Source organism: Brevibacterium sp. CFH 10365, from assembly GCF_009299785.1.
GTDB classification, from domain to species: domain Bacteria; phylum Actinomycetota; class Actinomycetes; order Actinomycetales; family Brevibacteriaceae; genus Brevibacterium; species Brevibacterium limosum.
On the sequence record NZ_VIGO01000004.1, the window covers coordinates 106,268 to 128,526 of the forward strand.

General features: G+C 66.7%; 23 protein-coding genes and 1 riboswitch. Of the genes, 7 read left to right on the top strand and 16 right to left on the bottom strand.

Translation table 11 applies throughout. The annotated features are described in order from the left end of the window. Positions 1 to 259: 259 nt before the first annotated feature. The 4 genes from FHG09_RS09100 to FHG09_RS09115 all read right to left on the bottom strand — a co-directional run bounded on the left by FHG09_RS09100 (position 260) and on the right by FHG09_RS09115 (position 3,901). Entirely contained in the window at positions 260 to 697 is a 438-nt protein-coding gene (locus FHG09_RS09100) for a DUF3817 domain-containing protein (RefSeq protein ID WP_152347343.1), read from the bottom strand. Between the two features lie 2 nt (positions 698 to 699). Further along, positions 700 to 1,677 (bottom strand): SURF1 family protein, encoded by a 978-nt coding sequence (locus FHG09_RS09105; RefSeq protein WP_152347344.1) that lies wholly within the window; start codon positions 1,675 to 1,677, stop codon positions 700 to 702. A 49-nt stretch (positions 1,678 to 1,726) separates the two neighbouring features. Further along, positions 1,727 to 2,860, bottom strand: a complete 1,134-nt coding sequence (locus tag FHG09_RS09110) for a GuaB3 family IMP dehydrogenase-related protein (RefSeq protein ID WP_152347345.1) — start codon at positions 2,858 to 2,860, stop codon at positions 1,727 to 1,729. A gap of 135 nt (positions 2,861 to 2,995) precedes the next feature. Then, a complete protein-coding gene (locus FHG09_RS09115) occupies positions 2,996 to 3,901 on the bottom strand; it encodes a LysR family transcriptional regulator (RefSeq protein WP_152347346.1) in 906 nt (301 codons plus the stop codon). Positions 3,902 to 4,079: 178 nt separating this feature from the next. On the opposite strand from FHG09_RS09115, the gene FHG09_RS09120 reads away from it, so the two are divergent. Continuing rightward, on the top strand, positions 4,080 to 4,799 hold the full coding sequence (locus FHG09_RS09120; RefSeq protein WP_152347347.1) for a LysE family translocator: 720 nt from the start codon (positions 4,080 to 4,082) through the stop codon (positions 4,797 to 4,799). Between the two features lie 77 nt (positions 4,800 to 4,876). Here the strand turns inward: FHG09_RS09120 and panC are convergent, their stop codons facing one another. Together panC and panB are read right to left on the bottom strand one after the other, a co-directional pair. Further along, entirely contained in the window at positions 4,877 to 5,761 is an 885-nt protein-coding gene (gene panC / locus FHG09_RS09125) for a pantoate--beta-alanine ligase (protein ID WP_152347348.1), read from the bottom strand. Next, positions 5,761 to 6,732 carry a 3-methyl-2-oxobutanoate hydroxymethyltransferase gene (gene panB / locus FHG09_RS09130; protein WP_227492658.1) on the bottom strand — a complete coding sequence of 324 codons (972 nt, stop codon included), beginning with the start codon at positions 6,730 to 6,732 and terminating at the stop codon, positions 5,761 to 5,763. Before panB ends, panC begins: the two co-directional genes overlap by 1 nt. Before the next feature lie 420 nt (positions 6,733 to 7,152). On the opposite strand from panB, the gene nadA reads away from it, so the two are divergent. The 6 genes from nadA to FHG09_RS09160 all read left to right on the top strand — a co-directional run bounded on the left by nadA (position 7,153) and on the right by FHG09_RS09160 (position 13,127). Further along, the gene (gene nadA, locus FHG09_RS09135; protein WP_413773148.1) at positions 7,153 to 8,370 is read left to right on the top strand and encodes a quinolinate synthase NadA; all 1,218 of its coding nucleotides are present in this window, start codon (positions 7,153 to 7,155) and stop codon (positions 8,368 to 8,370) included. Beyond that, entirely contained in the window at positions 8,370 to 10,022 is a 1,653-nt protein-coding gene (nadB, locus tag FHG09_RS09140; RefSeq protein ID WP_152347350.1) for an L-aspartate oxidase, read from the top strand. The genes nadA and nadB overlap by 1 nt, the downstream gene beginning before the upstream one ends. Beyond that, positions 10,016 to 10,867 carry a carboxylating nicotinate-nucleotide diphosphorylase gene (gene nadC, locus FHG09_RS09145; protein WP_152347351.1) on the top strand — a complete coding sequence of 284 codons (852 nt, stop codon included), beginning with the start codon at positions 10,016 to 10,018 and terminating at the stop codon, positions 10,865 to 10,867. The genes nadB and nadC overlap by 7 nt, the downstream gene beginning before the upstream one ends. Before the next feature lies 1 nt (position 10,868). After that, positions 10,869 to 12,044: a cysteine desulfurase family protein gene (locus tag FHG09_RS09150; protein ID WP_152347352.1), complete on the top strand. Its 1,176-nt coding sequence runs from the start codon at positions 10,869 to 10,871 to the stop codon at positions 12,042 to 12,044. Between the two features lie 192 nt (positions 12,045 to 12,236). Further along, entirely contained in the window at positions 12,237 to 12,452 is a 216-nt protein-coding gene (locus FHG09_RS09155; RefSeq protein ID WP_152347353.1) for a hypothetical protein, read from the top strand. 150 nt (positions 12,453 to 12,602) lie between these two features. Continuing rightward, on the top strand, positions 12,603 to 13,127 hold the full coding sequence (locus FHG09_RS09160) for a DUF1648 domain-containing protein (RefSeq protein WP_152347354.1): 525 nt from the start codon (positions 12,603 to 12,605) through the stop codon (positions 13,125 to 13,127). A gap of 111 nt (positions 13,128 to 13,238) precedes the next feature. On the opposite strand, the gene FHG09_RS09165 is transcribed toward FHG09_RS09160, so the two are convergent. From FHG09_RS09165 to FHG09_RS09210, 10 genes are all read right to left on the bottom strand, one after another. Then, on the bottom strand, positions 13,239 to 13,979 hold the full coding sequence (locus FHG09_RS09165; RefSeq protein ID WP_152347355.1) for a TenA family protein: 741 nt from the start codon (positions 13,977 to 13,979) through the stop codon (positions 13,239 to 13,241). A gap of 131 nt (positions 13,980 to 14,110) precedes the next feature. Beyond that, on the bottom strand, positions 14,111 to 14,980 hold the full coding sequence (gene thiD, locus FHG09_RS09170; protein WP_152347356.1) for a bifunctional hydroxymethylpyrimidine kinase/phosphomethylpyrimidine kinase: 870 nt from the start codon (positions 14,978 to 14,980) through the stop codon (positions 14,111 to 14,113). Beyond that, positions 14,977 to 15,711: a thiamine phosphate synthase gene (gene thiE / locus FHG09_RS09175; RefSeq protein WP_152347357.1), complete on the bottom strand. Its 735-nt coding sequence runs from the start codon at positions 15,709 to 15,711 to the stop codon at positions 14,977 to 14,979. The genes thiD and thiE overlap by 4 nt, the downstream gene beginning before the upstream one ends. After that, positions 15,708 to 16,622, bottom strand: coding sequence for a hydroxyethylthiazole kinase (locus FHG09_RS09180; protein ID WP_152347358.1), 915 nt, complete (start codon positions 16,620 to 16,622; stop codon positions 15,708 to 15,710). The genes thiE and FHG09_RS09180 overlap by 4 nt, the downstream gene beginning before the upstream one ends. Further along, positions 16,610 to 16,743, bottom strand: a riboswitch (TPP riboswitch). It overlaps the preceding gene by 13 nt. A gap of 66 nt (positions 16,744 to 16,809) precedes the next feature. Further along, the gene (locus FHG09_RS09185; RefSeq protein ID WP_152347359.1) at positions 16,810 to 18,021 is read right to left on the bottom strand and encodes a sugar ABC transporter permease; all 1,212 of its coding nucleotides are present in this window, start codon (positions 18,019 to 18,021) and stop codon (positions 16,810 to 16,812) included. Continuing rightward, a complete protein-coding gene (locus FHG09_RS09190; RefSeq protein ID WP_193627335.1) occupies positions 18,018 to 18,842 on the bottom strand; it encodes an ATP-binding cassette domain-containing protein in 825 nt (274 codons plus the stop codon). The genes FHG09_RS09185 and FHG09_RS09190 overlap by 4 nt, the downstream gene beginning before the upstream one ends. Positions 18,843 to 18,955: 113 nt before the next feature. Further along, positions 18,956 to 20,050 (bottom strand): substrate-binding domain-containing protein, encoded by a 1,095-nt coding sequence (locus FHG09_RS09195; protein ID WP_152347360.1) that lies wholly within the window; start codon positions 20,048 to 20,050, stop codon positions 18,956 to 18,958. A 92-nt stretch (positions 20,051 to 20,142) separates the two neighbouring features. Further along, the gene (locus tag FHG09_RS09200; RefSeq protein WP_152347361.1) at positions 20,143 to 21,234 is read right to left on the bottom strand and encodes a LacI family DNA-binding transcriptional regulator; all 1,092 of its coding nucleotides are present in this window, start codon (positions 21,232 to 21,234) and stop codon (positions 20,143 to 20,145) included. 93 nt (positions 21,235 to 21,327) lie between these two features. After that, a complete protein-coding gene (locus tag FHG09_RS09205) occupies positions 21,328 to 21,675 on the bottom strand; it encodes a TfoX/Sxy family protein (protein WP_152347362.1) in 348 nt (115 codons plus the stop codon). Continuing rightward, the gene (locus FHG09_RS09210; protein WP_152347363.1) at positions 21,672 to 22,091 is read right to left on the bottom strand and encodes a hypothetical protein; all 420 of its coding nucleotides are present in this window, start codon (positions 22,089 to 22,091) and stop codon (positions 21,672 to 21,674) included. The genes FHG09_RS09205 and FHG09_RS09210 overlap by 4 nt, the downstream gene beginning before the upstream one ends. Positions 22,092 to 22,259 lie beyond the last annotated feature (168 nt).

Consider the following 22,259-nt stretch of genomic DNA (forward strand, 5'->3'; position numbering starts at 1 on the left):
CGAATTCGGGGCAAGCACCAACTACCGGCCAGTGTCCACGGTCCGGTGGGCCGCCTCGGCGAGGGTGGGTGCGGACGGCACAGCAGCCGCGGTTGCCCACGGTCCGGTGGGCCGCCTCGGCGAGGGTGGGTGCGGACGGCACAGCAGCCGCGGTTGCCCACGGTCCGGTGGGCCGCCTCGGCGAGGGTGGGTGCGGACGGCACAGCAGCCGCGGTTGCCCACGGTCCGGTGGGCCGCCTCGGCGAGGGTGGGTTGAGTCCTAGGACTTGGGTGCGACGACGACGGCGGCTTCGAGCTCCGCGTCGACCTGGCGGTGGATGCGGCGCTCCAAGATGAACGACATCACGGGCACGACGCCGGCCAGGGCGAGGATGAGGTAGCGGCCGAGCGACCAGCGCATCTGCTGATTGAGCCAGAAGCAGCCGATGAGGTAGACGACGTAGCACCAGCCGTGGCAGATCGCGATGGCCGCGGCGAGGTTGAAGTCGCCGAAGGTCAGGGCGGTCTCGGAATCGGCGGCGATGAGGTACTTGTAGATCATCTCGACCGTGAGGATGAGCAGCATCGTGCCGGTGATGAGTGCCATCACACGGTAGAACTTCAGCGCATTGCGCGCGGAGGTGAAGCGTTTGACGCTCCACACATCGTTCTCGTCGAAGTCGGGGCGGGAGTCCAAGGACTCGTGTTCTTCGCTCACGCTCAGTTTCCTCCGGTCGTGGAAGTGTCGGTGTCGGTTGGGTCGGTGTCGGCGGGATCGTCGGTCGAGGTCGATCCGACGGTCGTGCCGGCCTGCTTTCCGGGTCTCTTCCCGGGCTTCTTCCCGCCGTGGCGGTGGGCCGGCAGTCCGGTCAGCCCGGACATCACCTCGGGGTCGATGGTCGCATCGCCCGCGGGCTTGACGACAACATACTCGACGCTCTTCTCCGAATCCTGGGAATCCTCGCCGAGGCGGCGCCGGAAGTAGTCATCGCGCAGCAGCTGGAACCACATGTAGAGGGCCATGGCCGCGAAGATGATCCATTCGAGGGCGTAGACCGCCGACTGCAGATCGAATCCGCCCTCGTCGCGGGTCGTCGTGGTCGGAACCTGCTCGAGGCCGTCGGTGCCCACCGAGGCGGCCGCCCCGTCGGCGGTTTCGGGAATGAGGAATCCGGAGTAGGTGAGCAGGTCGGGGAACATGTTGATGATCTGCGAGGTCGAGACCGTGTGCACCTGCCCGTCGGGCAGATCATTGCCCTCGACGGGGCCTTCGATGGGTCCGATCCGCGCGGTCAGCTCGACCTGGCCGTCCCGGGCCTCGGAGGTCATCGCCGTGTCCTCGTCGGTGGTGAATCCGCGGACGACGGGGATCGCGATCGTCTTCTCTTCCGCGTTCGCGACGTCGACACCCTCACCGAGGTGGCCCCCGTCGGGAGCGAACATCGTCACCACCCAATACCCGGACTCGCCGTCCTGGACGCGGCCGGGGATGACGATCTGAGCGTCGGGGATCCAGTGCCCGGACAGGCTGACCCGCTGGTCGGCGAGGATGCCGGGCATCGGAGCCTGGGCGTCCATGACGTCATTGAAGTCCTTGAGCTCATTCACTCCGGAGGATTCGGCGACGTCGTTCTTGTGCTGGGCTCGGTCGACCTGCCACGCGGAGAGACCGACGAAGCAGGTGACGAGCACCAGCACGAGGAGCAGGGACCCCAGCCATTTGGGGGTCAGTGCCAGGCGGAACAGTTCAGACCACCGAACCAGTCTGGTAGGGCGAGACGGTGACGTCGACGCGTTGGAATTCCTTGAGGTCGAGGTAGCCGGTGGTGGCCAGTGCCCGACGCAGGGCGCCGGCGAGGTTGAGTTCGCCGATCGCGGTGCGCCCGGGCCCGAAGAGCACCTGCTCGAGGCTGCCGACGGTGCCCAGCTCCACCCGGTGGCCGCGCGGCAGCTCGGGGTGGTGAGCTTCGGCGCCCCAGTGCATTCCGCGGCCGGGAGCTTCGGTCGACCGGGCCAGGGCGGTGCCGAGCATGACGGCGTCGGCGCCGACCCCGAAGGCCTTGACGATCTCACCGCTGGTGCCGAGCCCGCCGTCGGCGATGACATGGACGTAGCGGCCGCCGGATTCGTCCATATAGTCCCGCCTGGCGGCGTGGATATCGGCAACGGCCGTGGCCATCGGAGCATGGATGCCCAGAGTCTTGCGAGTCGTGGCCGCCGCTCCCCCGCCGAAGCCGACGAGGACGCCGGCGGCACCGGTGCGCATGAGGTGCAGGGCCGCGGTGTAGGTGGCGGCTCCGCCGACGATGACGGGCACGTCGAGTTCGTAGATGAATTGCTTGAGGTTGAGAGGTTCGGAGTGGGTCGAGACGTGCTCGGCCGAGACCGTGGTGCCGCGGATGACGAAGATGTCGACTCCGGCGTCGATGACGGTCTTGTAGAACTCCTGAGTCCGCTGCGGGGTCAGGGCGCCGGCGACGGTGACTCCGGCTTCACGGATCTGCTCGAGGCGAGCGGTGATGAGTTCGGCCTGGATGGGTGCGGAGTAGAGCTCCTGCATCCGAGCGGTCGCCATCTCTGCCGGCAGCTGGGCGATCTCGGCCAGCTGCGGCGTCGGGTCCTCATACCGGGTCCACAGGCCTTCGAGGTCGAGGACGCCGAGGCCGCCGAATCTGCCGAGGGCGATGACCGTCTCCGGTGACATGGCCGAGTCCATGGGAGCGCCGATGAAGGGCAGCTCGAACTGGTAGGCGTCGATCTGCCAGCTCAGGGACACGTCTTCGGGATCGCGGGTGCGCCGAGCGGGGACGATGGCGATGTCGTCGAGGGAATAGGCGCGACGGCCGCGCTTGCCTCTGCCGATTTCGATTTCAGAACTCACCCCAACAGCCTATCCCACCACCCTCCCGGCGGGATCTCAGCCCACTATGAGGAACAGCGCATCTCCCCTCCCAGGACTACCCGACGGCGGCCCAGCAACCTCGCGCGAGGTTGCTGGGCCGCCGTCGGGTAGTAATTAAGGGGTGGTGAGGTGGGTTCGGACGGCGGATTCCGTGGCGGCGACGAAGGCGCGGACGTGGGGCAGGTGGGCATCGTTCTCCCGCACGTGCATGACGACCCGGCGCTTCGGGACGGGGTCGGTGAGGTCGACGGCGACGAGTCCCGGCGGCAGCTGCACGGTCGACAGCCGCGGCAGCACCGTGACGCCCAAGCTCGAGGCGACGAGGGCCAGTGCTGCGAAGTCATCCTCACAGGCGGCGAAGCTCCTGCGTTCGAAACCGGCCGCGGCACACGCATGGTCGACGACCTTGCTCGAGGGCCCGGCCCACATGTCGTAGTCGACCCAGTGCTCGTCCTCGAGCTCGATGAAGGGCACGGTCTCACGGCCTGTGAACCTGTGATCTGCGGGGACCACGACCCGGTAGTCGTCGTCGAAGAGCGGGATGCGCGTCATCTCCGGCAGGTGGATCTCACCGTCCTGCGGGACCTCGGCCCGGATTTCGATGAGGCAGTGCCCGCGCCGGTTCTTCGCCGGTTCGTTGAGTTGGATGTCGAAGCGCAGGTGCGGATGGTCGCGGGCCACGGTCTCGATGATGCCCGGCAGCAGACGTGCGTTGAACGAGGTGAATGCTGCGATCCGCAGACGGGGTCGGCTGACGTTGCGGAAGCTCTCGACCAGGTCGTCGAGGCGGCCGACCGCGGTGAAGACCTCCGCCGAATCATCGGCCAAGCGTCTGCCGAGCTCGGTGATCTCGATGCCGCGTCCCGAACGCCGATACAGAGGTGCCCCGACGGCCTTCTGCAGGGTGGTGATGTGCTGGCTGACGGTCGCCGGTGTGTAGTTGAGGCTCTTCGCCGCTGCGACCACGGAGCCGGTGGCGGCGACGGCCCGCCAGACTCGCAGCCGGTTGAGATCCCACATGTTCCCAAGGGTAGCCGCCGATCACCGGAAAATCGTTAGGAACTGCCTGATGATCGTTCATGATCAGTTGCTGTTCCCGATTGATCGGCTCAGGCAGAATAGTGTTCGTCTCCACTGAGATCGGAGAACACCCCTGTGCCTCATCCCCGTCGACTCACTCATCTTCCGAAGGAGCGCCGTGACCGGACCCGAGATCCTCACCATCACCGGAGCCGCCGCCGCACTGGCCGTCACCCCCGGTCCCGAGACGATCCTCACGATCCGTCTGTCCTCGCTGCGCCGCAAGGCCGGACTCGTCTATGCGCTCGGCACGGCCACGGGCACCGTGATCTGGATGGTGCTCGCGCTCACGGGCGTCTCCGCACTGCTGACCGTCTACCCGGCCGCGGTGCAGGTGCTCAAGATCGGCGGCGGTCTCTACCTCTGTCTCCTCGGCATCCTCGCGGGTCGGCAGGCCCTTCGCCTGCGCCGTGAGCTGAAGACCGCCGAGGCGACAGGTGGATCCACCACAGACGTCTCCCCCGCCTCGTCGACCGCCCCCGCGGACGGCCCCGTCACCGAGATCGCCTCAGTCATGGAGTCGACCTCGCGGGGTCACCTGCGCTCGGTCGTGTCCTATCGCCGCGGCATCATCTCGTCGCTGAGCAACCCGAAGGTCGGCCTGTTCTTCCTCGCAATCTTGCCGACCCTCGTCCCCGCCTCCCCGACCGGCGTGGACTATACGGTGCTCGTCCTCCTCATTCTCGGCGTGCTCCTGTCCTACCAGCTCGTGCTTGCGTGCATGGCCAGTCTCGCCGCCTCTGCGATGGCGCACCGCAGCGCCGATTTCTTCATCGAGGCCGCCTCCACGGTCATCCTGCTCATCATCGGCATCGCCGTCATCGCGATCCCCCTCTGAGGCCCGCCGGACCGCTGAAAGGGCGGGGCGCCGAGGCTGATCCTCGCCGCGGGACGTTCAGACGCGCACCTGTGTGATCAGAATTCCAGCGGCAGATTGTCGATGAGATGTGTCCCGCCGACCGTCGCGGACACGAGCAGCAGAGCTGGTCCCGTGAAGTCCGGCGGGCACGGTCGCAGGGTCGCAGCCTCGACGAGGCTGCAGTAGACGATCTCGAGATCCCCGCGCTCGGCGGCCGGTTCCAGCTCGGCCAGCGCGGCGGCCTCGACCGCGGCAGGCAGGCCCACACCCGCGCCGCCGCCGGCATCCGAACCCGCCGTTTCACGGCCACCCTCGGCCACCTCGGCGGCGGCGTCGAGAGCCCGCGGAATCGCCAGGGAACGGGCCCGATCCTCGGAGTCCAGATAGGAGTTGCGGCTCGACATCGCCAGGCCGTCGGCGTCGCGGACGACGGGCAGGCCGATGATCTCGATATCGAAGTTGAGGTCGGCGATCATGCGTTTGACCAGGACGAATTGCTGGATGTCCTTGAGCCCGAACACGGTGATATCGGGGGCGATGAGGGTGAAGAGCTTCGCCACGACGGTGAGCACGCCGTCGAAGTGCCCGGGCCTGGCCGCGCCCTCGAACACGGCACCCATGCGACCGGCGACGACGCGCACCTCGGGCGCGGACGGGTACATCTCCGCCAGCGCCGGGGCGAAGACGAAGTCGACTCCGGCTTCCTCGCACCTCTTCAGGTCCTCTTCGATCGGGCGCGGGTACTGGACGAAGTCCTCGTCGGCGCCGAACTGGAGCGGGTTGACGAAGATCGAGGCGACGACGAGATCCGACTCGGCGCGGGCACGGGTCATGAGCGCCTGATGCCCGGAGTGCAGGGCACCCATGGTCGGGACGAGACCGATGCGGCCGGACTGCTCGGCCCTCCACCGGCGCAGCGCTTGGATGCCGCCGACCTCCATCAGTCGAAGCTCCTCTCGGGTTCGGGGAAGACCCCGGACTTCACTTCCTCGACATACGTTCCGACCGCCTCGGTGAGCACCGAATGCAGGTCGGCGTAGCGCTTGACGAAGCGTGGGGCCTTCCCCGTGCGCAGGCCCGCCATGTCCTGCCACACGAGGACCTGGGCGTCGCAGTCCGCACCGGCGCCGATGCCCACGGTGGGGATGTCGAGTTCGGCGGTGACCTGCCCGGCCAGCCCGGAGGGGACCATCTCCATGACCACGGAGAACGCTCCGGCCTCGGCCACGGCGCGGGCATCGTCGAGCAGCGCGTTGCCTGCGTCGCCGCGGCCTTGGACCTTGTATCCGCCGAGGTTGTGCTCGGCCTGCGGGGTGAAGCCGATGTGCGCCATGACGGGGATGCCCGCCGCCGTGATCGCCTTGATCCGTGAGGCCATCCGCGCCCCGCCCTCGAGCTTGACCGCGTGGACTCCGGCTTCCTTCATGAAGCGCACGGCCGTGGCCACGGCCTGCTCATCGGAGATCTCGTAGCTGCCGAAGGGCAGATCGGCGACGATGAGCGCACGATTCGTCGCCGAGGCGACGGCCCGGGCCAGCGGGATGAGTTCGTCGACGGTGACCGGCAGGGTGGTCGCGTGGCCGAAGACGTTGTTCGCCGCGGAATCGCCGATGAGCAGGGCCTCGACCCCGGCCTGTTCGAACAGGGCCGCCGTGTACTGGTCGTAGCTGGTCAGCATCGCCCACCGTCGGCCTTCGGCCTTGGCCTTGATGAGGTCGAGGGTCCGGATTCGCCGAGGCGGCGCCGCGGGAGCCGAGGTCTGCGGGCTGCCGTACGGGGCGGGCTGCTCCGCCGAGGCGGCCCCCGCCGTGGCATCGGAGCCGGCAGTCGCGCTGCCGTTGGCGTCGGCGGTGGGGGCGCCGGTTACGTCGGCGGTGGAGGTGGACTGGTTCGAATGTGCCGCTTCGGGCATGAGAATCCTTCAGATATGCGATGTCGTCGGTGCCGGCGCGGGCGGGGCGAGACCGACGCTCCGGTCCGAAGCCTCAGTAACTCTCACGGGGGCGCCCACCGCAGTGCGCATCGACTCGGATTGCGAGCCAGACCACAGCCTATTGCATCCCCCGGCGCAGAGCCATCGACAGCGACACAACCGGACTTCCGGCGCCGCACCACCGCCTGAGAGTTGTACATTGCCCGCCCACAGGATTAAGCTCAAATCTGCGCAAAGAATTAAGCGCACAAGTGCGCAAAAGATTTCGGGCGGCTCTCACCCCGGTGCGAGACACGTCAGGCACGAGCTCCGCCCACCGAGCGAAGGACGATGATGACCACGACAGCGTCGATCGAACTCACCCTCAAAGACATCTCGGCGAGCGGCAGACAGGACGACATGTGCTCGACGGAGCTGCTCGATGCCCCGTGGGACGTCGACGAACGCCCCGGCTATGGGCCCGGGTCCTCGATGGCCGACCCGATTCCGGCCATCGCCCCACGTCAGGGCGACATTCCCGAGGAGTACAAGCTGGCAGCGCCGGACGAGCTCGATGCCCGCATCCGCGCCGCCAAGGCCACCCTCGGCGATCGTGTCGTCATGCTCGGCCATCACTATCAGCGCGTCGAGGTCGTCGAACACGCCGACTACATCGGCGACTCGTTCATGCTCGCCCAAGCCGCCCAGAACCACCCGGAAGCCGAGGCCATCGTCTTCTGCGGCGTCCACTTCATGGCCGAAACCGCCGACCTGCTGTCGAAACCGGAGCAGTCTGTCATCCTGCCCAACCTCGCCGCCGGCTGCTCGATGGCCGATATGGCAAGCATCGATCAGGTCGAGGACTGCTGGGAGCAGCTGGCCGAGCTCTTCGGCACCGAACCCGACGCGGACGGTCGCGTCCCGGTCATCCCCGTCACCTACATGAATTCCTCGGCCGCGATCAAGGGCTTCTGCGGCCGCAACGGCGGAATCGTGTGCACCTCGTCGAACGCCGAGGTGGTCCTGGAATGGGCCTTCGAACGCGGGCAGCGCGTCCTGTTCTTCCCCGACCAGCACCTCGGCCGCAACACCGCGGTGAACATGGGCATCGGCCTGGATGAGATGCCCCTGTGGAATCCCGCCCGACCGCTGGGCAACAACGACGAGCAGACGCTGCGTGAGGCCCGCGTCATCCTGTGGCAGGGCTTCTGCTCCGTGCACAAACGCTTCACCCCCGCCCAGATCGACAAGGCTCGCGCCGAGCACCCGGACGTGCGCGTCATCGTCCATCCCGAATGCCCGCGTGAGACCGTCGAGGCCGCCGATGAGGCCGGGTCGACCGCCTACATCACGAAGGCCATCGCCGCGGCGACCGAACCGACCACGTTCGCCATCGGAACCGAGATCAACCTCGTCCAGCGGCTGGCCGCCGAGCATCCGCAGCACGAGATCTTCTGCCTCGATCCCGTCATCTGCCCCTGCTCGACGATGTACCGCATCCACCCGGGCTACATCGCGTGGGTCCTCGAATCCCTCATCGCCGGTCAGGTCGTCAACCAGATCTCCGTCGACGTCGAGGTGGCCGACCCTGCCCGCGTGTCCCTCGAACGGATGCTCGCCGCGAAGCCGCGGATCTGATGAGCCGGGTCATCATCGCAGGCTCCGGGATCGCGGGGCTGACCGCGGCACTGCACCTCTCCGACCGCCATACGGTCACGCTCGTGACGAAGGACCGCCTCGGCGAGTCGAACACGGAATGGGCGCAGGGCGGCATCGCCGGTGTCATCGGTCCTGATGACACGGTCGGCTCCCACGTCTCGGATACGCTCACGGCAGGTGCCGGGCACTGTGACCCTGAGGCCGTGCGCACCCTGTGCGAGGCAGGCGGGGACGCGATCGTCTCCCTCGCCGAGGCGGGGGTGGACTTCGACACCGGTCCGACCGGGGCCTGGTCCCGAGGGCTGGAGGGGGCACATTCGCATCCGCGCATCTTCCATGCCGGAGGCGATGCGACCGGGCGGGCGATCGGCACCGCGCTGGCGGAGAAGCTGCGAGCCGAGGTGGCCGCAGGGCGGGTCACACTGCGCGAGGACACGATGCTCGTCGACATCCTCACCGAAGACGACAATCGCCGACCGGTTCGAGCCACGGAAGTCACTGTTCTCCGCAACGGCCGCCTCGAACATCTGAGCGCCGATGCGATCGTGCTTGCCACAGGCGGCGCCGGGCAGCTCTTTGCGCACACGACGAACCCGTCCGCTGCAACCGGAGACGGTCTGGCCGCGGCCATCCGTGCCGGCGCCGAGGTCGCCGACCTCGAGTTCTTCCAATTCCACCCCACTGCCCTCCCCGGTCCCGGCTTCCTCATCTCCGAGGCCGTCCGCGGGGCCGGTGCTCTCCTCATCGACGAGCGGGGCCACCGGTTCATGTGCGATATCGACGATCGCGCCGAGCTCGCCTCCCGTGATGTCGTCGCTCTCGCCCTGCATCGCCGTCAGGCAGCTCAGGGCGGCCGTCCCTGCTTCCTCGATGCACGGGCCGTCCCGGATGTGGCGGTGAAGTTCCCGAGCATCGCCGCGGGGCTTGCCGCTCACGGCCTCGACCTGTCCCGAGATCTCATTCCCGTCACTCCTGCCGCCCACTACTTCATGGGCGGCGTGGCCACTGACCGCGACGGCCGTACGACCATCGCGGGTCTCTTCGCCATCGGCGAGGTCGCCTGCACAGGAGTTCACGGAGCCAACCGGCTGGCCTCGAACTCCCTGCTCGAAGGCGCGGTCTTCGCCGCCCGCGCCGCCGCAGCGATCGACGCATGCCCGGCCAGTACGCCCGCGGCAGACCTCACCACGACCAGTCCAGACCTCCTCTCCGAGGTCAACCACTCACTGAACCATGCACATCACCTCTCCCAGTTCGGACCATTCCACCAGACGGCACTGACACGAACCGAGCTGCAGGCTCTGACCTGGGCTCATCTGGGCGTGGAACGCACGGCCAAGGGCCTGCGGACCCTGCTCGACCGCCTCGGCGAAGGTTGCCTCGGCGAGGATGGCCCCGGCGAAGGCCACACTGACAATGGTCGCCCCGGCGAACGTGACCACGGCAAGGATCGCACCAGCGGCCCAGCAGTGAGGAGCGTCGAAGCACTCGAGACCGCGAATCTCGCCCTCATCGCCGAGCACATGGCTCGGCATGCGCTGGCCCGAGAGCACAGCCTCGGCGCGCATACCCGCACCGACACCACGATCACGCCGTCCACTGCCCTGCTTCAGGAGGCCACCGCATGCTGACTGCTTCGACCATCGACTCCGCACTCCGGATCGCCCTCGACGAGGACGCCCCCTGGGGCGATATCACCGGCGAGGTCTTCATCCCCGAGTCCGCCTCGGCGAAGGCCGATCTGCGCGCCCGCGAAGACGGAGTCCTCGCCGGACTCGAGGTCTTCGCCCGCGCTTTCACCCTTCTCGACCCGACCGTCACCGTCGAGTTCGCCGCCGCCGATGGTGACGCCTTCACCACCGGCCAGGTGCTCGCCACCGTCGCCGGTCCGGCACGGGCGGTGCTGCAGGCCGAGCGGATCGCGTTGAACTTCTGCCAGCGGATGAGCGGAATCGCCACCCAGACCCGCGCCTTCGTCGATGCCGCCGCCGGGCGTGCACGCATCGTCGACACCCGCAAAACGACTCCGGGGCTGCGGGCATTCGAGAAGCACGCCGTGGTCTGCGGCGGCGGGCACAATCACCGTTTCGGGCTCTCCGATGCGGTCATGGCCAAGGACAATCACCTCGCCGTGCTCACCGGTGAAGGGCTCAGCGTCGCCGAGGCCATCCGGTCCGCCCGCGCCCGCCTGCCGCATACGACGAAGATCGAGGTCGAGGTCGATCGGCTCGACCAGGTGCCTGAGGTCCTCGAGGGCGGCGCGGATATCATCATGCTCGACAACTTCACCCCGGCTCAGCTGCGCGAAGGCGTCGACCTCATCAACGGCCGTGCCGTCGTCGAAGCCAGCGGCAATGTCACTCTGGAGACGATCCCGGAGATCGCCGCCACCGGCGTCGACGTCATCTCCTCGGGGGCACTGACGCACAGCGCCTGCTCGATCGACCTCGGTCTCGACCTCACCCTCGAGGCCTGAGATGACCGCGCGCCTCTACCTCGACACCGCGGCCGCCGCCCCCGTGCGCCGGGAGGCCCTCGAAGCCGCATGGCCGTATCTGGCCGGTGCGTTCGGCAACCCCTCGAGCCATCACGAATTCGGTCGCGGGCCCGCCGAGGCTCTCACCGATGCCCGCTCCCGGGTGGCGAAGGTGCTGGGCCTGCGAGCCACGGAGATCACGTTCACCAGCGGCGGCACCGAGGCGGACAACCTCGCGATCATCGGCATGGCCCTCGGCGCACAGGCGCAGGGTCGGGCCGGGACCACGGCGCCGCGTCGGCGGCATATCGTCACCTCCCCCATCGAGCACGAGGCGGTGCTCGCCTCGGTGGATTTCCTGGCCCGCGTCCACGGATTCACCGTCACCGAGGTGGCTCCGACCCCCGATGGGACCGTGACCCCCGAGGCCCTCGCCGAGGCGATACGCCCGGACACCGTGCTTGTGACCTTGGGTTATGCGAACAATGAGGTCGGCACGGTCGCCGACATTCCCTCTTTGGCCGGCATCGCCCACGAGGCCGGGGCCCTGTTCCATACGGATGCGGTTCAGGCGGCCGGGTGGCTGCCGCTGGCAAGGCTCGGTGTCGATGCCCTCAGCTTGGCCGGGCACAAGGTCGGTGCGCCGAAGGGCATCGGGGTCGCCGCGATCCGCGCCCGCATCCCCGTCGAACCGCTCATCCACGGCGGCGGTCAGGAATCCGGCCGGCGCTCGGGCACTGAGAATGTGGCCCTGGCCGTCGCGTTCGCCACGGCCCTCGAACTCGCCGAGGCGGAGCGGACCGAAGCCGCCGACCGTGTCCGGGCCATCCGCGATGAGTTCATCGCCGCGGTGCTCGTAAGCGTGCCCGGGGCGTTCCTCACGGGTGCGGCCGATTCGCGGACTCCGAATCATGCGTCATTCTGCTTCTCGAACACTTCCGGCGAGGCCGTGCTGCTCGAGCTCGAACGCCTCGGGGTGACGGCTTCGAGCGGTTCGGCCTGCGCGGTCGGCTCCGACGAACCCTCGCATGTGCTCACGGCGTTGGGCATCGCCGCAGAGGTCGCGCAGACGGGTGTGCGCTTCACGTTCCCATCCTCGATCACAGCCGAACAGGGGCGCGATGCTGCGCAGGCAGTCATCGCTGCGGCCGAGAGCCTCGCCGCCACCTTCGCCTGAACCAGACAACAAGTTTCCCTGAGCAGGTCGACCCTTGACCTGAGCCGGTAGGAGGGACGAAAGCGAGCTTCGTCTCACCATTGCGTGGTTTTGATCACCTTTGCGCCCACCAGCTGGGATACCCCTATCTTTCTCTGTATTTTGGGGAGAAACTGGAGGGAAGCATTCGTACCAGGGTGTGAGGGGGCCGCCATGGATCTGTTCATTCTATTCATGATCGCAGTGATGTTCTCGACGATCGTCTTCGTCATCGGACGATACGCCTGCCCGAAGCATGACCGAGTGCCCCTTATCGAGGTCGATCACGTGCTCCTGTGGACCAACCTGCGTCGCGGTTGGCATGTGCTCGGATCATTCGGTCCGCTCACTCATTACCCGGACGATCCTTGGGGAGCATCTCGCGCCTGAGACCGGGCAGCCAGCACGGATCCGCTCTGTAGGTCGCCGGCACCGATCCGCTCGGTACGTCGCCAGCACCAGCTGACCTTGAACACTGCTCGTCGCCGGCGGACCCAACGCCGCCCTCAGGCTGGCCGCTGGTGTTGTTAGAGTGACAACATGACTTCCCCTGCACAGCCGCATCGGAACCCACCGGGTGAGACAGTCTCGCTCATTTTTGCGATCGTCTCGATCCTCATCTTCCTCGGGTGCTCCGTCTGGTTCTGGGTGCAGGCTCCGGACAACGTGGCGACTCACTTCGACTCCGGTGGACAGCCCGACGATTGGACGTCGACGGTCGGTCTCCTCTGGATCTTCGTGCCGTTGGGAGTCGGGCTGCCCGCCCTCATGTCGATCCGGCCGCTGTTCGAGAAGCTGCCTGTTTCGCTCATCAACGCCCCGTCGAAGGAGTATTGGCTCGAACGCGGTGAGAAGGACTTTCTCTTCAGCTGCCTCATGGAGCTCATGCGCACCGTCGCCGGGCTCACCGCTCTGCTCTTCGCCTCGATCCTCGTCATCATCATGAGAGAGGCGCGTTCGGCGACGATGCCGGAGTGGATGACCCTTGTTCCGACAGCCGTCTTCCTCATCGCAGTCGGACTCGCGCTGTGGCGGCTCTGCCGCAGGCTCACCCCACCGAGGTGACCACCCGGTCGATGACGACCATCGGGTCGGGGACGCCCCATTCACCCCACCGAGGTGACCGACCAGAGGTCGGGGCCACCTCGGCGAGAGGGGGTGAGAACGGTGCCGGGATCAGACGGTGACGCCTTCGGGCAGGAACACGGAGACGTCCCAGTTCTGCAGAGCGTGCGCCGAGGCCCAGAAGTGGAGTTCGAAGACGCAGGCCTGTTCGAAGGCGGCGCGCATTCGGGCGGCTTCCTCGCTCGGAGCCTTCGCGAGTTCCTGTTCGAGGATCTGCACGGCGTGGCGGGTCGATTCGTCGAAGTCCGGTGAGTCATAGGTCTGCACCCAGGTGCGGTAGGGGTGGTCCTCGGCCATCTGGCCGGCCTGCTCGACGAGGACCTTGCCCATATGTGCGTAGACCCAGAAGCAGGGCAGGACTCCGGCGACGCCTTCACCATAGGATCGGCTGGAGGCCGTAGCGACGAGGAAGGATACATATCCCAGCGTCGTCGGGGAGGCTTTGAATCGGGCGCCTTCCGCGGTGAGCTCCTCCAGCGCCGAGGCGAGTCGGGCGTCGGCGAGCAGCTCTGCGTGCATCTCCTCTTCGACGGTGATCGCCTCGGCGGCGGATCCGGCCCAGAACCGGGATTCGTCGCGGTCGACGGTCTTCGCGGCCAGGAATGACATGGCCTTGGCATACCCGTTGAGGTACAGGCTGTCCTGTGAGATGTAGTTGACGAACGCCTTCGGATCGAGGCTGCCATCGGCGAGCTGGGAGAGGAACGGCAGCGCTTCGATCTGCTTGACGATAGGGCGGACCCGGTCCCACAGCTGGGTGGTCAGCGGGCCTGCGGTGTAGTTGACGGTCATGGGAACTCCTTCGTACTCGTGTGACGTGGTGATTCGCGTGACGTAGCGGTGCTGGTGGCGCGGGTCGGGGCTGGTCATGCGGGTTGGGACTGGTCAGGCGGGCTGGGACTGGTCAGATGGATCGGTGCTGGTCACGCGGGTTGGCCGCGGACGATGTCGACCTGGTGGTCGACGGGTCCGTGAGCGCCCTCCGGATCCAGGCTCAGCTGCCAGTCCGCAGCCGAGTTCAGTGCGCGCGCAAGAAAGTCGAGCGCATTGCCGACAGCCTCGCCGAGGAGGTCGGGCCCGATTGCTGCGCGTTCGCGGCCGAGGACGGCCACCTCGGCGGTGATCGCGGCCGAGAGGGTGCACCCGGTTCCGTGCGTGTTCGGGGTCGTCACGCGGGGGTGGCTGAACTCGCGGACCTGGCCGTCGGCGGTGGCGAGGATGTCGATGACCTCGTCGTCGCTGCCGTGCCCGCCCTTGAGGAGAACCGCGCCGGGACCGCGCTCGAGCAGGCGCCCAGCCTGGTCACGCATGGTCTCAGCGGTCTGCGCCTCTGGTTCGTCATCACCGATGAGCAGGGCCGCCTCGGGGAGGTTGGGGGTGATGAGGTCGGCGACGGGCAGCAGGTGGGTGCGCACGGCATCGACGGCATCGGCAGCCAGGAGGCGGTGGCCGGAAGTCGCGATCATCACCGGGTCGACGGTGAAGAAACCGAGCTGGCCTGCGGCGGCGCGGGCGACGACGAGGTCGACGAGCTCACGGCTGCCGAGCATCCCCGACTTCGCCGCATCGACGGGCAGGTCGTCGAGCACGGAGTCGAACTGATCGGCGACGAAATCGACGTCGATCGGGTAGACGTGGGACACCCCGTGGGTGTTCTGGGCGACGAGGGCGGTGATGACGGTCGTGCCCATGGTCCCCCGCGCAGTGAAGGTCTTGAGGTCGGCGTGGATTCCGGCACCCCCGGAGGGGTCGGTGCCGGCGATGGACAAGGTGATCGGCGGCCGGGTGGTCACTGGACGCCTCCGGTGAATGCGGCGAGCAGTTCCTCAGCCGCAGTCTTCGGATCCTCGGCCATGCAGATCGCCGAGACCACACAGATGCCGAGCAGCCCCCGTCCCTGCAGGTCAGGAGCCCGGTCGGCGCTGATGCCGCCGATAGCAACAGCAGGGATGCCGGCTTCTGCCACCAGTTCGCCGAGGCGGTCCGGTCCGATGCCGTCCGGTGCGTCGGCTTTCGTGGAGGTGTCATAGACCGGACCGATGCCGACGAGGTCGACGACGCCGGTGTCGCGGGCGGCGGCGAATTCTTCGCTGTTCGCGGCCGAGAGACCGATCAGCGGTGCCTCGCCCAACGTGGCGCGCACCTCGGCGACGGTGGCATCAGTTTGGCCGACATGGATGTGCACCGTCTCGCCTTCGTCGATGAGGCGGCGGGCGACTTCGACGCGGTCGTTGAGGACGACGGGGACCGTGCGGTCGGTGTCGCGGGTGGCGGCGTCGACGGCGGCGATGACCTGGCGGGTGAGCGAGTAGAAGTCTCCGTCGTCGATGTCCTTGTCGCGGACCTGGACGATGCCCACTCCCCCGGCGACGGCGGCCTGCACGGTCTCGGCGACGGTGCGGCCGGCCGCCTCGCACTGGGCGGAGTCGGTGACCAGATAGAGACTCGTGTCGATTCCGGCGAAGCGGTCGTGGGAGTCGGTCTGGTGCGCGCTGTCAGCGGTGTGCGCGGATCCGGCGGTCATGCCTGGGCGCCTTCGCTGGCGGCGAGGGTGTCGAGGCTGACCCTGGCCTGTGCGAGCCGGTCGCCGTCGACGGCGTGGAGCGCGTCGAGGAAGTTCACGGAGTAGCTGCCCGGACCCTTCGCTCCCTCGGCGGCGAGTTCACCGGCGACCGCGAAGTGGGCGTGGGCGGCGACCACGGCTTCGAACCTCGCCGAGGCGGCCCCACCGTTCGCGGACTGCTCCGCCGAGTTCACGGCTGAGGCGTCGGCGCCGGGATCAGCCAGTCCGCTGCGCGATGCGGCCAGGTAGGCGACGGTGACGGCGCCGAGCGAGCAGCCGGTGCCGATGACCAGCGGCATGAATTCGTGGCCGCCTGAGATGCGGGCGACATGGTCGATGCCGTCGACGTGGGCGACGACGGCGTCGGTGGGTCCGGAGACGGCGACGATCGCGCCGGTGTCCCTGGCCAGCTTCGCGGCGGCGGGAAGAACGGCATCGACTTCATCGGTGGAGTCGACTCCGCGTCCGCCGAGGCCGACTCCGGCGAGCGCTGCGATCTCGGAGGCGTTGCCGCGGATGGCGGTGGGGTGATCGGCGGCGGCGCGGCGGATGCGGGAGGTGCGGAAGTCGACGGCACCGACGCTGACGGGATCGAGAGCCCAGGGCTTGCCGGCGGCGTTCGCGACGTCGATGGCGGCATCGGCGGCGAGCAGCTGGTGGTTCGATGCGGTTCCGAAGTTGACGAGGACTCCGCTGGCGATTCCGGCGAACTGCCCGGCATCGGCCTCGTGATCGAGCATCGCCGGGGACGCGCCGACGGCCAGGAGCACATTGGCGCTGAACTGCTGCACGACGGTGTTCGTGATGCATTGGATGAGTGGATTGCTTGCGCGCAGTCGCGCATTCGCAGAACGCAGGTCGAAGTCAACCATGACGATCCCTTCGCTAGTATGGCCCAGATCAGGTTCGATGGGTGTTCTCTCAGCCTCGGTGTCCTCCGTGCGCATCATCTTGGTGCGAACGGATCCTCATGAGGCACCCCATGTCATTGGCTCCGACTGTATCAGCCCGGCCGAGGCACGGCGACTCCTCCGATGTCGGCGCCGCCCGCCTCCTGCCCTACCCCCGCCCGACGTACCTCTGGCCGCGACGGCTGAGCGCATCGATGACGACCGCAGCCAGCAGAACGACTGCGGTGATGATCTGCTGCGCATCGGAGTTGAAGCCGATGAGGGACAGCCCGTTCTTGATCGCGCCGACGACCAGGGCACCGAGCACTGCCGCCCACGCGGTTCCACGACCACCGAAGAGCGAGGTGCCGCCGATGACAGCCGCCGCGATCGCATCGAGCAGATCTTGGGTACCGACGAGTGTCGATCCCGCGTTCGTGGTCACACCGGTCTTGATGAACCCGAAGAGTGCGGCGAGCACACCGGCGGCCATGAACACGCTGATGCGCACCCACGTCACGCGGATACCAGCGCGCCGGGCGGCCTCGACCTTGCCGCCGACGGCGTAGATCGAACGTCCGTAGCGGGTCTTGCGCAGAACGAGGTCGATGACGATCGCGATGACGAGCATGAGGAAGAACGGCATCGCCAGACCGAAGTCCTGATTGACGAGGATGAGGAACCCGAACACGATGATCGTCAGCACTGCGATCCGCACGAACACCGAAGTCCAGCTGGGCGCGTCGAGGCCCTCGCTGTGTCGTCGCATCTTCGAATAGATGATGCCGCCGCCGAAGCCGATGGCTGCGATCGCGCCGAACGCATATGCCCAGAGCGCCGGGAAGTAGAAGCTCGAGAATTCGAAGGCGAAGGTATCGGCCATCGACAGGTTCTTCTGCGTGCCCAACGTCGTCAGCGTCAGCCCGGTGTAGGCAAGCAGCCCGGCCAAGGTCACGACGAACGCCGGTATTCCGACCACGGCGAAGAACCACCCCTGGATCGCGCCGACGACCAGGCCGAGCAGCAGCATGATGATCAGAGCCATCACCGGCGGCACGCCCTGTCTGACCACGAGCACGCCGAGGAGCGAGGCCGCCAAACCGCCCAGTTGTGCCAAGGACAGGTCGATCTCACCGAGGAGCAGGATGAGGTTGATGCCCAGAGCGAGAATCGCGATGTAGGCAACCGTCGTCGAAAGATTGACGAGGTTGGCCGGGGAGATGAACTTGCTGTTCGCCGATTGGAACACGATGACGATGACGACGAGCGCCAGGATCACCGGCAGCGAGCCGAGCTGTCCCTCTCGCACACGACGGATGAAGGTCGCCAAGAAGCCCTCATGAGAGATTCTTTCGTCTGTGATGAAGGAATTTCGGGTCATCGGCGCTCTCCCCTTCGTGTCGCCCTCTGGGTCACGACATTGTCACTGGCCCCCGTGATCGCGGCCACGAGCACATCGGTGCGCTCATCCCCGGCGAAGTCGCCGACGTCCTTGCCCAACCGCAGCACGTGGACACGATCGGCGACGGCCTGCACATCGGCCATGTTGTGGCTGACGAGCAGCACTCCCAGATCGCGCTCCTTCAGCCTCTCGATGAGGTTGAGCACCTCGGCCGTCTGGGCCACACCGAGGGCGGCCGTCGGTTCGTCGAGCATCACCAGAGAGGGTTCGCCGAGGAGGGACCGGGCGATGGCGACCGTCTGCCGTTGGCCGCCGGACAGGGCCGCGATCGGCACCCGTACGCTCGGGATCTTCGCCGACAGGCTCCGCAGCAGCTCCCATGACTTCGCTTCCATGGCCACCTCGTCGAGCACGGCTCCGCGGGTCTTCTCATGCCCGAGGAACAGGTTGGCCACGACGTCGAGGTTCTCGCACAGCGCCAGATCCTGGAACACGGTGGCGACTCCGGCCTTCTGCGCGTCCTTCGGGGAGGAGAACTTCTGCGTCGTGCCGTTCATGATGAGTTCACCCTCATCTGCGGTGTGGACTCCGGCAATGACCTTGATCAGCGTCGATTTGCCGGCGCCGTTGTCACCGACGAGGCCGACGACTTCGCCGCGACCGACGGTGAGATGAATGTCGGTCAGAGCCTGCACGGCTCCGAATCGCTTATTGATTCCGCGCATCTCGAGCACGGGTTCGCTGCCGTCTCCCGGCGGCCGCGATGCTGCTGGACCCGGTTCGGGTGTCTCAGATGTCATCTGTTCCTACTTGTCACGGTTGTCGGCGCTGACTGCCGGCGACCTCGTCTCGGTCGCCGGCAGGTGGGCTGTCTCTGCGCGTCTGCGTCTGTGCAGAAGCGCCTGACACACGGTCATTTGACGCCGGCATCCTCGCAGAGCTTCTCCACCTTGCTGGTGCAGATGTCGGAGGCCTTGATCTGGTCGCCGACGATATCCTTGATGGTGTCCTTGGTGACGACCTCGGCCTCGACGAAATCCGTCGGAGTGTCCTTGTAGGTCGTTCCTGCCTCCGGCTTCTCTCCTCCGGCCAGCGCGACAGCAGCCTTCGCTGCGAATTCGGCCTGCGGCGGGATCGACTTGTAGATCGTGGCGTACTGGTCACCCTTGAGGATGTTCTGCAGACCATCGACCTCGGCGTCCTGGCCCGTCACGACGGGGTCGACCTTGGCTCTCTTCGTCGCGGCGATGACGCCACCAGCGGTTCCGTCGTTGGCCGCGTAGATCGCGATGGGCTTCTCGTCGGCGCTCTGCAGCTGACCTTCGACCCACTGGCGGGCATCGTCGGGGTTCCAATCGAGGGTGTCGTGGCTGCCGGCGATGTCGACGCCCGCGTCCTTGAGCGTCTCCTCGGCTCCGGCCTTGAAGTCCGCGGCGTTGGGGTCCTTCGGGTCGCCGTTGACCATCCACACAGGGCCTGATTTCGGATCGGTGCCGGCAGCCTTGAGCCCGTCGAGGACAGCCTGGCCCTGCAAGTTGCCGATCTTCTTATTGTCGAAAGAGGTGTAGTAGTCCGCGCCTTCGAAGAAGCGGTCGTAGGAGATGACCGGGATCTTCTTCGCTTTCGCCTTCGACAACGCCGAGGACACAGCAGAGGCATCGACGGGGTCGAGGACGATGGCGTCGACGCCCTCTGTGACGGCTGCCTCAACCTGTTGCTGCTGCTGAGTCGCATCTTGATTGGCGTTGCGGTATTCGACCTTCGCGTCCGGGTTGGCCTCTTTGAGGTACTTCTCGAAGTTCGGCTTGTCGAGCGACTCGTAGCGGGTGGTCTTCGACTCGGGAAGAAGCAGCGCGATGGTGACGTCGCCGTCGCCTCCGGATCCGCTGTCAGCTTCCTCGTTGCCTTGGCCTTTCTGGTTGCCGCAGCCGCTGAGCGCGAGAGCTCCGATAGCGACTGAGGCACCGAGGAGCGCCAGCTTCTTGTGGGACTTAAGGTTGTGCCTCATTGTGAACCTTTCAATCTTTCTGACAACGTTGTCAGGCTGTTGAATATGATTCGCTGAACGTCGCCTGCTGTCAACTGTTTCGGCAAAAGTTTTCAGCGGGTGTCCGGAGGCTCCTCGCCGCTGCCACGAGCGATGACGCACAGCGCATTGTCGAAATCCGGTTCTTCACTGCCACGGCCAGGCCCCGTCGTCTCCTCCCCGATCGGACCGTCCCGCTCGCCGAGGCGGTCCCCACCGCCCTCGGGACCGCCGGATGCCGTGCCGGCCTGCAGTCGTCGGACCGCCTCGGCGGCGAGGGATTCGACGTTGCGATCGACGACGGTGACGTCGAGGAGTTCGGCGGTGGGGAAATCATCGATGCCCACCAATGCCGGCCATTCGCCGAGGCGGCGGCAGGCATCGATGGCGCCCTGAGTCACAGTGGACGAGAGGGTGATGAGGGCGCCGGGGGCGCTGCGGGATCCGAGCCAGGCGGCGACGACGTTCTTCGCGCTGGCTTCGTCGTGGGCGTCTTCGCGCATATAGGCGCGCCAGCCGACGCCGCGACGACCGGCGATGGCGTCCTGGACCCCCTGCAGCCGGCGGGTGGTGATGAGGCTGGGCGAACGGTCGCCGATGACGCCGAGTGCCACATGTCCGTGGGCGAGCAGCTGCTCGGCGGCGAGGCGTCCTGCTGCACGGTCATCACCTGCGACGGTGCTGATTGGGCCCTCGACCGCGGGGTCGAGGGACACGATCCGGGTGCCCGGCGTCGCGGCGGCTCGCGCGTAGGTCTCGGCCGCCTCGGGATGTGTCCGGATGACGATGATCCCGGTCAGATCATTGGCGAGGCATTCGTCGAGGAAGGCTTCCTCACGGTCGGGATCGTCACCGACCACGGTCACTACCGGGCGCAGGTCGAGGGCTGCGAGTTCGGCTTCCACGGCGGCGAAGGCGCGGGCTTGGAAGGCATCCCCGGCGTCGGAGAGGACCACTCCGATATACGGTGAGCGTCCGCCGGCGCGCAATCGTCTGGCAGTGGGATTGAGGCGGAATCCGAGTTCGTCGGCAGCGGATTCGACCTTCTCGGCGGTCGAGGCGGCGACGTGCTTTTCGCCGTTGAGGACGCGGGAGGCGGTCTTGATGCTCACTCCGGCGCGTGCAGCGACCGTGGCCAGGGTCGGCCGATCGTTCTGCTTCGCCATGACCACACCTTTGAGTCTGAGAACCGGTTCGTGAATCTGCGCATCGACGCACAGGCAACCGTTGGAATGATACTAACTGCTCGCGCGGCGGACTCAGTTGTGCTGGCCTGTCACCGTCCGGTTGAAGTCCAAAGCGGTCTCGACCCAGAATGCCAGCTGTTCGTCATCACGGACAGACTCTGCGCTCACGTTGATCCACCCCGGTCCCATGTCCCGACCGGTTCCCATCTCAGCTTGGGCAGCTTCGGGTCGTTTGAGGAGCTCATCGTGACGGTCGGGATCGATGTGCGCCAGCAAATCGCCCGTCTTACCAGCACTGACGATCATCTTCTCGTTGACCATGACCGCGCGGCCGCCGAACATCGAGACCTCTCGAACCACGGGCTCTTCGGCAATGAGCGCACGGATCCGTTCGAGGAGTGAGGTTTGCTCGGGAGTCATGCCTGTGGGGTCGCCTCCGCAGCAGCAGTTCTTGATGCGATGAGTTCAGCGATGGTCATCCCCAAAGCCACCAGGACGGAGGCCGTCGACAGTAGTCCCAACAGCGGAAGTCCGAACATCAGAGTGATGATCCCAAGGTATTCCTCTGCCCCGGAGCTCGGAATCGACCAGGACGCCACAGCTGTCGCCAGCCCAACGATGAGGGCAAGGCCGCCGAATGTCTTCACAGCAACGTTTGCTGTCTGGGTTCGAGGCAGTGCCGCGATGATGAGCGTGCTGGCGATCAGCACGAAAGCCGCGCACATCGAATGGTAGGAGTTGACGGTTCCGGCCTCGAAATCGGCGCTGTCGAACAGAACATAGGCGGCATAGACGGCACCGCATGAGGCGAGGGCCGCACTCAGTCTGAGCATCATCGTCACCTTTCTGAATGCGCACGAAATATCGCACGAATGGACCGCCTGAAAAGACTGTCCGGCTCTGCTAGTGGCCATCAGAATCGGGCTGTTCCTCTGGTTACTCTATGCGCGTTCTCCCTGTTTCCGGGGATGCTATTTGCAACGATCAGGTCTCAATACGCATCG

Excerpts from the sequence above, each read along its gene's own strand:
- FHG09_RS09115 (WP_152347346.1), bottom strand. The coding sequence starts at position 3,901 with ATGTGGGATCTCAACCGGCTGCGAGTCTGGCGGGCCGTCGCCGCCACC.
- panC (WP_152347348.1), bottom strand. The coding sequence starts at position 5,761 with ATGGAGGTCGGCGGCATCCAAGCGCTGCGCCGGTGGAGGGCCGAGCAG.
- panB (WP_227492658.1), bottom strand. The coding sequence starts at position 6,732 with ATGCCCGAAGCGGCACATTCGAACCAGTCCACCTCCACCGCCGACGTA.
- nadA (WP_413773148.1), top strand. The coding sequence starts at position 7,153 with ATGTGCTCGACGGAGCTGCTCGATGCCCCGTGGGACGTCGACGAACGC.
- nadB (WP_152347350.1), top strand. The coding sequence starts at position 8,370 with ATGAGCCGGGTCATCATCGCAGGCTCCGGGATCGCGGGGCTGACCGCG.
- nadC (WP_152347351.1), top strand. The coding sequence starts at position 10,016 with ATGCTGACTGCTTCGACCATCGACTCCGCACTCCGGATCGCCCTCGAC.
- FHG09_RS09150 (WP_152347352.1), top strand. The coding sequence starts at position 10,869 with ATGACCGCGCGCCTCTACCTCGACACCGCGGCCGCCGCCCCCGTGCGC.
- FHG09_RS09155 (WP_152347353.1), top strand. The coding sequence starts at position 12,237 with ATGGATCTGTTCATTCTATTCATGATCGCAGTGATGTTCTCGACGATC.
- FHG09_RS09160 (WP_152347354.1), top strand. The coding sequence starts at position 12,603 with ATGACTTCCCCTGCACAGCCGCATCGGAACCCACCGGGTGAGACAGTC.
- FHG09_RS09165 (WP_152347355.1), bottom strand. The coding sequence starts at position 13,979 with ATGACCGTCAACTACACCGCAGGCCCGCTGACCACCCAGCTGTGGGAC.
- thiE (WP_152347357.1), bottom strand. The coding sequence starts at position 15,711 with ATGACCGCCGGATCCGCGCACACCGCTGACAGCGCGCACCAGACCGAC.
- FHG09_RS09180 (WP_152347358.1), bottom strand. The coding sequence starts at position 16,622 with ATGGTTGACTTCGACCTGCGTTCTGCGAATGCGCGACTGCGCGCAAGC.
- FHG09_RS09185 (WP_152347359.1), bottom strand. The coding sequence starts at position 18,021 with ATGACCCGAAATTCCTTCATCACAGACGAAAGAATCTCTCATGAGGGC.
- FHG09_RS09190 (WP_193627335.1), bottom strand. The coding sequence starts at position 18,842 with ATGACATCTGAGACACCCGAACCGGGTCCAGCAGCATCGCGGCCGCCG.
- FHG09_RS09195 (WP_152347360.1), bottom strand. The coding sequence starts at position 20,050 with ATGAGGCACAACCTTAAGTCCCACAAGAAGCTGGCGCTCCTCGGTGCC.
- FHG09_RS09200 (WP_152347361.1), bottom strand. The coding sequence starts at position 21,234 with ATGGCGAAGCAGAACGATCGGCCGACCCTGGCCACGGTCGCTGCACGC.
- FHG09_RS09205 (WP_152347362.1), bottom strand. The coding sequence starts at position 21,675 with ATGACTCCCGAGCAAACCTCACTCCTCGAACGGATCCGTGCGCTCATT.
- FHG09_RS09210 (WP_152347363.1), bottom strand. The coding sequence starts at position 22,091 with ATGATGCTCAGACTGAGTGCGGCCCTCGCCTCATGCGGTGCCGTCTAT.